Annotated in this window: 13 protein-coding genes; 9 read left to right on the top strand and 4 right to left on the bottom strand. The window is 73.5% G+C overall.

The window, feature by feature from the left end:
• Positions 1-9 precede the first annotated feature (9 nt).
• Entirely contained in the window at positions 10-222 is a 213-nt protein-coding gene (locus AB0424_RS29515) for an acyl-CoA carboxylase subunit epsilon (RefSeq protein WP_366309714.1), read from the top strand.
• Positions 223-304: 82 nt separating this feature from the next.
• Here AB0424_RS29515 and AB0424_RS29510 read toward each other — a convergent pair whose 3' ends face one another.
• Positions 305-1,714 carry an MFS transporter gene (locus AB0424_RS29510; protein WP_366309713.1) on the bottom strand — a complete coding sequence of 470 codons (1,410 nt, stop codon included), beginning with the start codon at positions 1,712-1,714 and terminating at the stop codon, positions 305-307.
• A gap of 70 nt (positions 1,715-1,784) precedes the next feature.
• On the opposite strand from AB0424_RS29510, the gene AB0424_RS29505 reads away from it, so the two are divergent.
• The 3 genes from AB0424_RS29505 to AB0424_RS29495 all read left to right on the top strand — a co-directional run bounded on the left by AB0424_RS29505 (position 1,785) and on the right by AB0424_RS29495 (position 3,370).
• The gene (locus AB0424_RS29505; protein WP_366309711.1) at positions 1,785-2,420 is read left to right on the top strand and encodes a TetR/AcrR family transcriptional regulator; all 636 of its coding nucleotides are present in this window, start codon (positions 1,785-1,787) and stop codon (positions 2,418-2,420) included.
• Positions 2,421-2,569: 149 nt separating this feature from the next.
• Complete coding sequence (locus AB0424_RS29500; RefSeq protein WP_093874383.1) at positions 2,570-2,698, top strand: morphogenic membrane protein MmpB; 129 nt, start codon at positions 2,570-2,572, stop codon at positions 2,696-2,698.
• A gap of 66 nt (positions 2,699-2,764) precedes the next feature.
• Entirely contained in the window at positions 2,765-3,370 is a 606-nt protein-coding gene (locus AB0424_RS29495; protein ID WP_366309708.1) for a nucleoside triphosphate pyrophosphatase, read from the top strand.
• 197 nt (positions 3,371-3,567) lie between these two features.
• Here AB0424_RS29495 and AB0424_RS29490 read toward each other — a convergent pair whose 3' ends face one another.
• A complete protein-coding gene (locus AB0424_RS29490) occupies positions 3,568-3,999 on the bottom strand; it encodes a hypothetical protein (RefSeq protein ID WP_366309706.1) in 432 nt (143 codons plus the stop codon).
• 373 nt (positions 4,000-4,372) lie between these two features.
• Between AB0424_RS29490 and AB0424_RS29485 the strand changes: the two genes are divergently transcribed.
• A complete protein-coding gene (locus AB0424_RS29485) occupies positions 4,373-6,127 on the top strand; it encodes a biotin carboxylase N-terminal domain-containing protein (RefSeq protein WP_366309704.1) in 1,755 nt (584 codons plus the stop codon).
• Positions 6,128-6,229: 102 nt separating this feature from the next.
• The gene (locus AB0424_RS29480; protein WP_366309702.1) at positions 6,230-6,775 is read left to right on the top strand and encodes a helix-turn-helix domain-containing protein; all 546 of its coding nucleotides are present in this window, start codon (positions 6,230-6,232) and stop codon (positions 6,773-6,775) included.
• Positions 6,776-6,854: 79 nt separating this feature from the next.
• On the opposite strand, the gene AB0424_RS29475 is transcribed toward AB0424_RS29480, so the two are convergent.
• Together AB0424_RS29475 and AB0424_RS29470 are read right to left on the bottom strand one after the other, a co-directional pair.
• Positions 6,855-7,811, bottom strand: a complete 957-nt coding sequence (locus tag AB0424_RS29475; RefSeq protein WP_366309700.1) for a DeoR/GlpR family DNA-binding transcription regulator — start codon at positions 7,809-7,811, stop codon at positions 6,855-6,857.
• A gap of 201 nt (positions 7,812-8,012) precedes the next feature.
• Positions 8,013-9,452: an NAD(P)H-quinone dehydrogenase gene (locus AB0424_RS29470; protein ID WP_366309698.1), complete on the bottom strand. Its 1,440-nt coding sequence runs from the start codon at positions 9,450-9,452 to the stop codon at positions 8,013-8,015.
• A gap of 228 nt (positions 9,453-9,680) precedes the next feature.
• Between AB0424_RS29470 and AB0424_RS29465 the strand changes: the two genes are divergently transcribed.
• The 3 genes from AB0424_RS29465 (at position 9,681) to AB0424_RS29455 (ending at position 12,917) form a co-directional block, all read left to right on the top strand.
• On the top strand, positions 9,681-10,118 hold the full coding sequence (locus AB0424_RS29465; RefSeq protein ID WP_366309696.1) for a gamma-glutamylcyclotransferase: 438 nt from the start codon (positions 9,681-9,683) through the stop codon (positions 10,116-10,118).
• A 167-nt stretch (positions 10,119-10,285) separates the two neighbouring features.
• Positions 10,286-11,089: a purine-nucleoside phosphorylase gene (locus AB0424_RS29460; RefSeq protein WP_366309694.1), complete on the top strand. Its 804-nt coding sequence runs from the start codon at positions 10,286-10,288 to the stop codon at positions 11,087-11,089.
• Positions 11,090-11,264: 175 nt separating this feature from the next.
• Positions 11,265-12,917: a phospho-sugar mutase gene (locus AB0424_RS29455; RefSeq protein WP_366309692.1), complete on the top strand. Its 1,653-nt coding sequence runs from the start codon at positions 11,265-11,267 to the stop codon at positions 12,915-12,917.
• The last annotated feature ends 146 nt before the right edge of the window (positions 12,918-13,063 follow it).

Below are 13,063 nucleotides of genomic sequence, written 5' to 3'. Positions count from 1 at the left end.
GGAGCCGTTGTGATCAAGGTCGTACGAGGAAATCCGACCCCCGAGGAGCTGGCCGCCGCACTGGCGGTCGTGCAGGCGCGGGCCGCGGCCACGGCGGCGGCGTCCGCCGAGGGCGGCGGCCCGGCCGTACCGGAGGGGTGGTCGGACCCGTCGCGCATCGCGCGGACGGTGCGGCAGCGACCGGGCCCGCGGGCCTGGGCGCGGTCGTACTGGCCGGTGTAGCCGGAGAGGCCGCCGTGCGACGAAGGGCCGGACCCCGTGTGCGGGGGGTCCGGCCCTTCGCGTTCCCCTGTCCGGGGCCGCGTCACGTACGGCGGAGGAAGAGACCGGCGAGCACGGCGCCGACGGCGACGATCGCGGCGTTGACGAGGACGGCGAGGCCGATGCCGTCGAGGAGCACCGGGGCGGTGACGACGACGGCGCTCATCACCGGCGTGCCCATGGTGATGCCGATCTGCTGGGTCATCGTCGCGAGGCCGGTCGCCATGCCCTGCTCGCCGTCGGGGATGCCCGAGGTGGCGGTGACCATGAAGCCGACGATCGCGAGCATGTTGCCGACCCCGCCGGCGAAGGTGGCGGCGAGCAGCAGCCAGAGGCCGCTCCGGTCGTCGCCCAGGCCGTACAGCGCGAGGGTCGCGGCGGCCTGGAGGAGTCCACCGGTGACCAGGGCGCCGCGGGCTCCGAAGCGGCCGATGAACCGGGAGGCGGTGACGCCGCCGAGGATCGTGCCGGCGCCGAGCACGCCGAAGGAGAGTCCGGCGGCGAGCGGCGAGAAGCCCAGGACGTCCTGGAGGTACAGCGTCATCAGGAAGACGAGCGAGGTCTCGGTGACGAAGGCGACGAGCCCGGCGAGGTTGCCCCAGACGACCGTGCGGCGCTTCAGGACGTGGAGCGCGACGAGGGGCGAGGCGGCGCGCCGCTCGACCAGCCCGAAGGCGGCCAGGAGGGCGGCTCCGGCGGCCAGGGCGGTGAGCGCGACGGGGTCGGCCCAGCCGTGCTCGCCGGCGGCCGTCAGACCGTAGACGAGGGCGAGGAGGCCGCCGGTGACGGTGACCGCGCCGGGCACGTCGAGCCGGGGCCGGACCGCCGGGCGGCTCTCCGCGATGACGGCGGGGGCGACGAGGAGGACGGCGAGGGCGACCGGGACGTTGACGAGGAAGGCCCAGCGCCAGGAGAGCAGGTCGGTGAGGACGCCGCCGAGGATCGCGCCGGTGGTGAAGCCCGCGGACATGAGGGCGCCGTTGAGGCCGAGCGCCTTGGCGCGCAGCGGGCCCTCGGGGAACGAGGCGGTGAGCAGGGAGAGCCCGGCGGGGGTCACGGCGGCCGTCGCGAGGCCCTGGGCGACCCGGGCGGCCATCAGCATCTCGGGGCCGGTGGCGAGGCCGCCGACGAGCGAGGAGAGGCCGAGGAGCGCCATGCCGCCGAGGAAGAGCCGGCGGCGGCCGACGAGGTCCGCGACACGCCCGAAGAGGAGGGTGAATCCGGCGGCGGCGAGGGCGAAGGCGGTGGCGATCCACTGGAGGCCGCCGAGGCCGAAGCCGAGTCCCCGGCCGATGACGGGCAGGGCGACGTTCAGGATCGAGAAGTCGACGGCCAGCATGAACTGGGCGAGGAGGAGGACGACCAGGACGAGTCTCATCCGGCCGGTCATGCGGTCGGGCGGGGCGCTCGGCGATGTGGCCGGCGCGGTGGCGGGGAGATCCAGGGCAACCATGCGTACGACCCCTTAATGGGAGGCTGGTTCCGTTAAGATGTCCCGTACCGTAGCAGAGTCGACGGCCTTAATGGAACAGGAGACCCATTTGACTGAGAGCCGCCCGGCCTCGCCCGGCACCCTCCGCCCCGGCGGCCGCACCGCGAAGGTCCGCAGCGCCGTCCTGGACGCCACCCGGGACGCCCTCGCCGACACGGGCTTCCACGCCCTCAACATGGACCGGGTCGCCGCGAGCGCCGGCGTCGGCAAGACGACCGTCTACCGGCGCTGGGGCTCCCCCGCCGGACTCGTCGCCGACCTCCTGCACGACATGGCCGAGCAGTCCCTGCCGGCCGCCGACACCGGCGGCCTCCCGGGCGACCTGCGCGCCAACGCCGAACTCGTCCGGGCCACCCTCACCGACCCCCGGATGGGCGCCGTCTTCCGCGCGGTCATCGCCGCGGCCGCCTGCGACGAGGAGTGCGCCGGAGCGCTCGCCGGCTTCTACCGGACCCGGCTCGCCGAATGGACCCCGGTCGTCACCCGGGGCGCGGCGCGCGGCGAGGTCCCGGCGGGGACCGACCCCGTCGAACTCCTCCGGGCCGTCTCCGCGCCGCTGTACTACCGCTTCGCGGTCACCCACGAGGAGCTCACGGCGGACGTGGCGGAACGGGCCGCGGCGGCGGCGCTCGCGGCGGCGCGCGACGGCGTGTTCACCGGCGCGTAGGGGGCGCCTCGGCGCGGAGGGGGCGCCTCGGTGCGGAGGGCCCGGCATGAGGGGCATCCCGGCCGCGCGCCCCGGACGAGTCCTTCCGCGCAGGCCGCTTGAGTATCCGTACTCAGGCGCCCCGGGCCTCCCGCGCGGAGGATCGGGGCATGCTGTGGTCCGACCCCAAGAACCAGCCGCCGAAGTTCCTGCGCGACATGCAGGCGATGCTCCGCCGAACGGGTGTACTCCTCGCCCTGGCCATGGTGGTGGCGATGTTCGTGGCGAGCGCGCGCTGAGCCCGCGGCCGGGGCTTCCTGACGCTCCGGCGGGAACGGGTGGGCGGCACTGGCTACGCTGCCCCCATGACTGCTGATCCGCGCCGTGTCGTCCTCGCCTCCGCCTCCCCCGCCCGCCTCGGCCTGCTGCGCCAGGCAGGGCTCTCCCCCGAGGTGATCGTGAGCGGTGTCGACGAGGACAAGGTCCACGCCCCGACCCCGGCCGAGCTCGCGCTCGCCCTCGCCGAGGCGAAGGCCGCCCATGTGGCGGCCAGGCCCGGCGTGTTCGGCGCGCTCGTCATCGGCTGCGACTCGGTCCTCGAACTCGACGGGCGGGCCCTCGGCAAGCCGGCCGACGCCGAGGACGCCACCGCCCGCTGGAAGGACATGCGCGGCCGCGTCGGCATCCTCCAGACGGGTCACTGCGTGTACGACACGGCCGCCAAGCGGTACGAGTCGGCGACGGCCTCGACCGTCGTGCGCTTCGGCGAGCCGACGGACGAGGAGATCGCGGCGTACGTGGCGAGCGGCGAACCGCTGCACGTGGCGGGCGCCTTCACCCTCGACGGCCGGTCGGCGCCGTTCATCGACGGCATCGACGGCGACCCGGGCAACGTGATCGGGCTGTCGCTGCCGCTGCTGCGCAGGCTCCTCGGCAAGCTGGACGTGCGGATCACCGACCTCTGGGCCTGAGCCGCCGCCGGGCCGGCGCCGCCGGGCCGCTCGCCGCGCCCGGGCCGGCGCGGGGCCCCGCGCGACACGCCCGGGGGGCTCGTCCGCTCGGGGGCGGGACACGCCCGGGCGTCGGGCCGCGCCGGAGGCACCCCGGAGAACCCCTGGACGGGCGCCTGAGCCGCCCCCGAGGCCCCCTGGACGGGCGCCGGAGGACCCTAGGCGGTCGCCGGGGTTCCGGTCGAGGTCTCCTCGGGGGCGTCCTTGCCGTACGCCACCAGGGTGAGGACCAGCAGAGCGAGAACCGACATCAGGAAGGCGAAGGCCGGCCAGCCGAGCAGACCGACGGCGACCGCGCCGAGGATGCCGTGCACGACCGCGCAGCCGATGAGGAGCCCGCGGCCGAACCGGCCCGGGCGGCGGTCACGGAGGCCCGCGAGGAGGGCGACGAGGCCGCAGACGGCGAGGGCGACCCCGGAGGCGATGCCGAGCGCCCAGGTGCCGGTGACCATCGCGTCGGGGTCCATGCCGTCCAGCGACATCGTCTGGACCTCCAGGAACCGTGCCATCACGGCGTTGATCGCGACGATGCCGGGTGCTTCGAGGAGGAGCACCGCCGCCGTCACGAGGGCTATCGGTCTGCGGGCCACCTCGGCCACCCCCTGGATTCGCCTGTTACCGACAGTACGATCGACAGCGCGAAGGCTACTGGCCGGTAAACCCCTGGACAAGGGGGCGCACACGGTGGGCGGCCGCGGAGCGGTCGGCAAAGAATCGTTGCGCCATTCGTAGGGACTCCACAAAGAAACCCGAATGGCGACTGGCCGCTTGAACAGAGACCTGCGCCACACCTCGGAGCTACTGTGCCGTAAAGGAACCCTGCGTACCGTGGTGCGACAAGGGAATTCACGACCCGAGCAGGCCCGGGGTCACGCTCCGTGTGGGCAAGCTCACCACTGGGGACGGGTCGAAAGGCCGTGTCGGCAGTCCCTAAACTCAGCTTGTTTCAAGGAGGGAGCCATCGTGCGCAAGGTGCTCATCGCCAACCGTGGCGAAATCGCTGTCCGTGTGGCCCGGGCGTGCCGGGACGCGGGTATCGGCAGCGTGGCCGTGTACGCCGAACCGGACCGGGACGCTCTGCATGTCCGGGCGGCCGACGAGGCGTTCGCTCTGGGCGGTGACACTCCGGCGACCAGTTACCTGGACATGGCGAAGGTGTTGCAGGCGGCCGCGGACTCCGGGGCGGACGCCGTCCACCCGGGCTACGGCTTCCTCTCCGAGAACGCCGAGTTCGCCCAGGCGGTCCTGGACGCCGGTCTGATCTGGATCGGCCCGCCGCCGCAGGCGATCCGCGACCTGGGTGACAAGGTGGCGGCGCGTCACATCGCGCAGCGCGCCGGCGCCCCCCTCGTGGCCGGCACCCCCGACCCGGTGTCGGGCGCCGACGAGGTCGTCGAGTTCGCCCGGGAGAACGGCCTGCCGATCGCCATCAAGGCCGCCTTCGGCGGTGGCGGTCGCGGCCTGAAGGTCGCCCGGACCCTCGAAGAGGTCCCCGAGCTCTACGACTCCGCCGTCCGCGAGGCCGTCGCCGCCTTCGGCCGCGGCGAGTGCTTCGTCGAGCGCTACCTCGACAAGCCGCGGCACGTCGAGACGCAGTGCCTCGCCGACTCGCACGGCAACGTGGTCGTGGTCTCCACCCGTGACTGCTCGCTCCAGCGCCGCCACCAGAAGCTGGTCGAGGAGGCGCCCGCGCCGTTCCTGACGGACGAGCAGAACGCGGAGCTGTACGCGGCCTCGAAGGCGATCCTGAAGGAGGCCGGCTACGTCGGTGCCGGAACGGTCGAGTTCCTCGTCGGTGCCGACGGCACGATCTCGTTCCTCGAGGTCAACACCCGCCTCCAGGTCGAGCACCCGGTCACCGAGGAGGTCTCCGGCATCGACCTGGTCCGCGAGATGTTCCGGATCGCCGACGGCGAGGCGCTGGGTTACGACGACCCCGCCGCGCGCGGTCACTCCATCGAGTTCCGCATCAACGGCGAGGACCCGGGCCGCGGCTTCCTGCCCGCCCCCGGCACCGTCACCCTCTTCGACGCCCCCTCGGGCCCGGGTGTCCGCCTGGACGCCGGCGTCGAGTCGGGCTCGGTCATCGGCCCGGCGTGGGACTCGCTCCTCGCCAAGCTGATCGTCACCGGCGCGACCCGCGAGCAGGCGCTCCAGCGCGCCGCCCGCGCCCTGGCGGAGTTCAAGGTCGAGGGCATGGCGACGGCGATCCCGTTCCACCGTGCCGTCGTCGTCGACCCGGCGTTCACCGCCGACCCGTTCCGCGTCCACACCCGGTGGATCGAGACGGAGTTCGTCAACGAGATCAAGCCGTTCGCCCCCGCCGTCGGCGAGGCGGACGAGGACGAGGGCAACCGCGAGACGATCGTCGTCGAGGTCGGCGGCAAGCGCCTCGAGGTCTCGCTGCCGTCCTCGCTCGGCATGACGCTGGCCCGCACGGGCCTCGCGGCCGGTGCGAAGCCGAAGCGGCGCGCGGCCAAGAAGTCCGGCCCGACCGCCTCCGGCGACACCCTCGCCTCCCCGATGCAGGGCACGATCGTCAAGGTCGCGGTCGAGGAGGGCCAGGAGGTCAAGGAGGGCGACCTCATCGTCGTCCTGGAGGCCATGAAGATGGAGCAGCCGCTCAACGCGCACCGCTCCGGCACCGTCAAGGGTCTGACCGCCGAGGTCGGCGCGTCCGTCACCTCCGGCGCCTCCATCTGCGACATCAAGGACTGACCCGCTCCACGCAGTACCGTACGAAGGGCCCGCAGGCAGCCGCCTGCGGGCCCTTCGTACAGGGGCTGTGGATCAGGCCGGACCAGGGGAGGGCCATCACCCATGCGAGCCGACGCGCGCCGCAACCACGAGCGGCTGCTGACCGAGGCCCGGGCCGCCTTCGCCGAGCAGGGCACGGACGCGCCCCTGGAGGAGATCGCCCGCCGCGCGGGCGTCGGCATCGGCACCCTCTACCGCCACTTCCCCACCCGGGCCGACCTGCTCAACTCCGTCTTCCAGGAAGCCCTGGCGGAGCTGCTGGAGCGCTCGCGGGAGCTCGCCGGGGCGGACGCGCCCTGCCGGGCGCTCGTGGAGTGGCTGCGGGCGCTGATCACCCACGCGGTGGAGTACCGGGGGCTCGCGCACGCGCTGATGTCCGCCTCGTACGACCGGAGTTCCGCGCTCTCCCGGTGCAGCGACCCGCTGCGCGCGGCGGGTGAGGCGCTGCTCGGCCGGGCCCAGGAGGCGGGGCAGGTGCGCGCCGACGTGTCCATCGGCGACCTGATGCAGCTGACCAACGCGATCGCGCTGGCGGCGGAGCAGTGCCCGGAGGACGCGCGGCTGGCGGACCGCCTGCTCGCGCTGACGCTGCGGGGGCTCAAGGGCTGACGTCCGGGTCCGCGGCCGGCCCGGTCCCGTTCGGGGGGACGGGCGGCGTGGGACCCCTGGGGGAGGGTCCCTCGGGGCCTCAGCGGCGTCGCATGTCGGCGACCCGCGCGGTGCGCTCCATCGTCTCCGCGGCCATCGCTCCGCCGGGGCCCCGGTACGGGCCGGCGGCCATCCGGCCGCGCTGGACCGGGAGCGGCATGTCACGGCGGGGCCGGGCGCCCGGCGGGTGCTGGTCACCGCCGCCCGCGCCCTGGCCGGTGCCGGCGACGGCGATCTGCACGCCCTGGTCGGCGAGGGCCTGGAGCTCGGTGGCGGCCCGGTCGTCGTGGGCCGGCGGCTCGTCGGTGACCAGGCGGGTGATGACGTCCGTCGGGACGGTCTGGAACATGGTGTCGGCGCCGAGCTTGGTGTGGTCGGCGAGGACCACGACCTCCGCCGCCGCCTGCACCAGCGCCCGGTCGACGCTCGCGGAGAGCATGTTGGACGTGGAGAGGCCGCGCTCGGCGGTGAGGCCGCTGCCGGAGAGGAAGGCCCGGGAGACCCGCAGCCCCTGGAGCGACTGCTCGGCCCCGCTGCCCACCAGCGCGTAGTTGGAGCCGCGCAGGGTCCCGCCGGTCATGACGACCTCGACCCGGTTGGCGTGGGCGAGGGCCTGGGCGACGAGCAGGGAGTTGGTGACCACGGTCAGACCGGGCACGCGGGCGAGCCGGCGGGCCAGCTCCTGCGTGGTCGTCCCGGCGCCGACGACGATGGCCTCGCCCTCTTCGACGAGACCCGCGGCGACGTCGGCGATGGCCGTCTTCTCCGCGGTGGCGAGATGGGATTTCTGCGGGAAGCCGGATTCTCGCGTGAATCCGCCCGGCAACACCGCACCGCCGTGGCGGCGGTCGAGGAGTCCTTCTGCCTCCAGTGCCCGTACGTCTCTTCGTACGGTCACTTCCGAGGTCTGGACGACGCGGGCGAGCTCGCGGAGCGACACGGCCCCATTGGCTCGCACCATTTCGAGGATCAACTGGCGACGTTCTGCAGCGAACACGAAACTGACAGTAACGTGACCGGCCGATAGTTTTCAGCACTATGCGCCGAATTGCAGAAGATGTGCACAGACGGGGCCCCCAAGTGGTATGGGAGACCCCGTCATTGATCCGTCCGGCGCCAGGGCTATGCCCCGCCTTGCCGGGGGTTGTCCGAGTCGGCGAACCGTTCCCGCAGGCGGGAGCGGGGCCGGACCCCGGTGCTACGCCTCGCCCGCGGACTTTCGGGTGTGCAACTGCCGTGCCACTTCCGCGATCGAGCCCGACAGGGAGGGGTACACGGTGAAAGCATTTGCGATCTGTTCGACCGTCAGATTGTTGTCGACCGCGATCGAGATCGGGTGGATCAGTTCACTCGCCTTCGGTGCGACGACACAGCCGCCGACCACGATGCCGGTGCCGGGGCGGCAGAAGATCTTCACGAAGCCGTCCCGGATGCCCTGCATCTTGGCGCGCGGGTTGCGCAGCAGCGGCAGCTTGACGACCTTGGCGTCGATCTTGCCGGCGTCGACGTCCGCCTGGGTGTACCCCACGGTGGCGATCTCCGGGTCGGTGAAGACGTTCGAGGAGACCGTCTTCAGGTTGAGCGGGGCCACCGCGTCGCCGAGGAAGTGGTACATCGCGATGCGGCCCTGCATGGCGGCGACCGAGGCGAGCGCGAAGACGCCGGTGACGTCGCCGGCCGCGTAGACGCCGGGGGCGCTCGTCCGGGAGACCCGGTCGGTCCAGATGTGACCGGAGTCCTTCAGCTTGATCCCGGCCTCCTCCAGACCCATTCCGGCCGAGTTCGGGATGGCGCCGACGGCCATGAGGCAGTGGGTGCCGGAGATGACCCGGCCGTCGGAGAGGGTGACCTCCACCCGGTCGCCGACCCGCTTGGCGGACTCGGCGCGGGAGCGGGCCATGACGTTCATGCCGCGGCGGCGGAAGACGTCCTCCAGGACGGCGGCCGCGTCGGGGTCCTCGCCGGGCAGCACCCGGTCGCGGGAGGAGACGAGGGTGACCCGGGAGCCGAGCGCCTGGTAGGCGCCGGCGAACTCGGCGCCGGTGACGCCGGAACCGACCACGATGAGCTCCTCCGGGAGCTCCTTGAGGTCGTAGACCTGGGTCCAGTTCAGGATGCGCTCGCCGTCCGGCTTGGCGTCGGGCACCTCGCGCGGGTGGGCGCCGGTCGCGATCAGCACGGCGTCCGCGGTCAGCGTCTCCTCGCTGCCGTCGGCCGCGGTCACGACCACCTGGCGGGAGCCGTCCACGGCCTGGCGGCCGGAGAGCCGGCCGCGGCCGCGCAGCACGCGGGCCCCGGCGCGGGTGACGGAGGCGGTGATGTCGTGCGACTGGGCCAGCGCGAGGCGCTTCACCCGTCGGTTGACCTTGCCGAGGTCGACGCCGACGACGCGGGCGGCCTGCTCCACGTGCGGGGTGTCGTCCGCGACGATGATGCCGAGTTCCTCGTAGGAGGAGTCGAAGGTGGTCATCACCTCCGCCGTGGCGATCAGCGTCTTCGAGGGGACGCAGTCGGTCAGGACGGACGCGCCGCCGAGTCCGTCGCAGTCGACGACGGTCACCTCCGCGCCGAGTTGGGCGCCCACCAGGGCCGCCTCGTATCCGCCGGGTCCGCCACCGATGATCACGATCCGGGTCACTGGGATCTACGCCTCGCGTCTCGTTCTGCCGGGGGGTCCCCCCGCTGGGGTGCAGTGCGTACGCCATTGTCCCGCACGCTTCAAGTGCGTACCCCATTCTCCCGCACGCCCGGCACTGCCTCACGTCGGGGCTCGGTAGGCGCGCCGCCCCGGTGCCCGCGGGGCCTGCGCACGTCCGCCACCTCGGAGTTCGCCGGACACCCCGCCCGCTCCCGTACCCTCGGTCCCATGTCGCTCTACGCCGCTTTCGCCGGCAACCTCGACGCGCGGCTGATGAGCCGCCGCGCACCCCACTCCCCGCTGCGCGGCACCGGCTGGCTGAACGGCTGGCGGCTGACCTTCGGCGGCGAGCAGATGGGCTGGGAGGGGGCGCTGGCCACCATCGTGGAGGCCCCCCGGTCCCAGGTCTTCGTGGGGCTGTACGACATCGCCCCGATGGACGAGGACTCCATGGACCGCTGGGAGGGCGTGGGGCTCGACATCTACCGCCGGATGCGCGTCCGGGTGCACACGCTCGACGGCGAGGAGGCGGCCTGGGTGTACGTCCTCAACGCCTACGAGGGCGGGCTGCCCTCCGCCCGGTACCTGGGCGAGGTGGCGGACGCCGCCGAGTCGGCGGGCGCGCCGCACGACTACGTGATGGAGTTGCGGAAGCGTCCCTGTTGATCCGCCCGCGGCTGCCGGATCACCCGTTCGTCGGAAACGACAAGACAACGATCGCATGTCCGTCAGCTCGTCATCTACGCGCGTAGGCAATCTCCGGATACGCTTCTTCGCGTAACAAATCCGTCCGGGGCCCCCCTCGGACTCCCCTCCCCGAGGCGAGAGAGTCAGTGAACGCAACTGCCACCCCGTACGAGGCCGCCGAGGCCGCTGCCGCACGTCTTCGCGAGCTGACCGGAGTCGAGAGCCACGACGTCGCCCTGGTCATGGGCTCGGGCTGGGCGCCCGCCGTCGACGCGCTCGGCGCCCCCGAGGCCGAGTTCCCGGTCACCGAACTCCCCGGCTTCCCGCCGCCGGCCGTCGAGGGCCACGGCGGCAAGGTCCGCTCGTACAAGATCGGTGCCAAGCGGGCGCTGGTCTTCCTCGGCCGCACGCACTTCTACGAGGGCCGGGGCGTCGCCTCCGTCGCCCACGGCGTCCGCACCGCCGTCGCCGCCGGCTGCAAGACGGTCGTCCTCACCAACGGCTGCGGCGGCCTGCGCGAGGGCATGCGCCCCGGCCAGCCGGTCCTCATCAGCGACCACCTCAACCTCACGGCCGCCTCCCCGATCGTGGGCGCCAACTTCGTCGACCTCACCGACCTGTACTCGCCGCGGCTGCGCGCGCTGTGCAAGGAGATCGACGAGACGCTGGAGGAGGGCGTCTACGTCCAGTTCCCCGGCCCGCACTACGAGACCCCGGCCGAGATCAACATGGTCCGCGTCATGGGCGGCGACCTGGTCGGCATGTCCACCGTCCTGGAGGCCATCGCGGCCCGCGAGGCCGGCGCCGAGGTCCTCGGCATCTCCCTCGTCACCAACCTCGCCGCGGGGCTCTCGGGCGAGCCGCTGAACCACGAGGAGGTGCTCCAGGCGGGACGCGACTCGGCGGCCCGGATGGGCGAACTCCTGACCCGGGTGCTCGACCGCATCTGAGCCTCCCGGCTCACCGGGGGCCGCCGAGCGGATCCCCCGGACACGGGGAGGGCCGGGCGGATCCCCGGGTTACGGGAAGGGGCCGGGCGGGGAAAGGCTCCGCGCGACGGCCGCACGCACGCGCCGCCGGCCCGCACCCGCCGCCCTCCCGCCCGCACTCCCCGAAAGGCACACCGTGACGCAGGACGACCTCCTCACCCGGGCCCAGGCATGGCTCGCCGAGGACCCCGACAGCGAGACCCGCGAGGAGCTCGCGCGACTCATCGAAGCCGGTGACACCGCCGAGCTCGCCGCCCGGTTCGCCGGGACGCTCCAGTTCGGCACCGCCGGGCTCCGCGGCGAGCTGGGCGCCGGGCCGATGCGGATGAACCGCTCGGTGGTCATCCGCGCCGCCGCCGGCCTGGCCGCGTACCTCAAGGCCAAGGGCGAGGAGGGCGGCCTCGTGGTGATCGGCTACGACGCCCGCTACAAGTCGGCCGACTTCGCCCGTGACACCGCCGCCGTGATGACCGGCGCGGGGCTCCGCGCCGCGGTCCTCCCCCGGCCGCTGCCGACGCCCGTCCTCGCGTACGCCATAAGGCATCTGGGTGCCGTCGCGGGCGTCGAGGTGACGGCGAGTCACAACCCGCCCCGCGACAACGGCTACAAGGTGTACCTGGGCGACGGCTCGCAGATCGTGCCGCCCGCCGACGCGGAGATCGCCGCCGAGATCGACGCGGTCCGCTCGCTGCACGACGTGCCGCGCCCCGCGTCGGGCTGGGAGACCCTCGGCGACGAGGTCCTGGCCGCCTACCTGGAGCGCACGGACGCGGTCCTGACGCCCGGCTCCCCCCGCACCGCGCGGACCGTCTACACGGCCATGCACGGCGTCGGCAAGGACGTCCTGACGGCCGCGTTCGCCCGGGCCGGCTTCCCGCCGCCCGCGCTCGTCGCCGAGCAGGCCGACCCGGACCCCGCCTTCCCCACGGTCGCCTTCCCCAACCCGGAGGAGCCGGGCGCCATGGACCTCGCCTTCGAGGCCGCCCGTGCCGTGGGTCCCGACATCGTCATCGCCAACGACCCGGACGCGGACCGCTGCGCGGTGGCCGTGCCCGACGCCTCCGTCGAGGGCGGCTGGCGGATGCTCCGCGGCGACGAGGTCGGCGCGCTGCTCGCCGCGCACCTGGTGGGCAAGGGCGCCACCGGCGTCTTCGCCGAGTCGATCGTGTCGTCCTCGCTGCTCGGCCGCATCGCCGATGCCGCGGGCGTCGGCTACGAGGAGACGCTGACCGGCTTCAAGTGGATCGCCCGCGTCGACGGCCTGCGGTACGGCTACGAGGAGGCGCTCGGCTACTGCGTCGACCCCGAGGGCGTCCGCGACAAGGACGGCATCACGGCGGCGCTGCTCGTCACCGAGCTGGCCTCGGTCCTCAAGGAGCAGGGCCGGACGCTGACCGACCTGCTCGACGACCTCGCGGTCGCGCACGGGCTGCACGCCACGGACCAGCTGTCGGTGCGCGTCGAGGACCTCTCCGTCATCGCGAACGCGATGGCCGCGCTGCGCGAGCGCCCGCCCGTCTCCCTCGCCGGGCTCACGGTCGTCTCGGCCGAGGACCTGACGAAGGGCACGGAGTCCCTCCCGCCGACGGACGGCCTGCGCTACCACCTGGAGGGGGCCTACAAGGCCCGCGTGATCGTCCGCCCGAGCGGCACCGAGCCCAAGCTCAAGTGCTACCTGGAGGTCGTCGTCCCGGTCGCCGACGCGAGCGGCCTGACCGCGGCCCGCGCCACCGGCGCGGAGATCCTCGCCGCGATCAAGCGGGACCTGTCCGCCGCCGCGGGCCTGTAGGACAGGTCGGCGGCGCGGGCGGACCCGCCCGGCCGACACGCCGGAGGGCCGGTACGGACACCACGTCGAGGGCTCCCTGGCGGCGACCGCCGAGTTCTGGCGGGAGTGGGTCGACCACTGCACGTACCACGGCCCCTACCGGGAGG

Origin of the sequence: Streptomyces sp. NPDC051180 (genome assembly GCF_040689545.1) — a bacterium.
Taxonomy (GTDB): Bacteria; Actinomycetota; Actinomycetes; order Streptomycetales; family Streptomycetaceae; genus Streptomyces.
The sequence above is the reverse complement of the archived record's forward strand: the minus strand, read 5'-3'. Positions and strand labels throughout refer to the sequence as shown.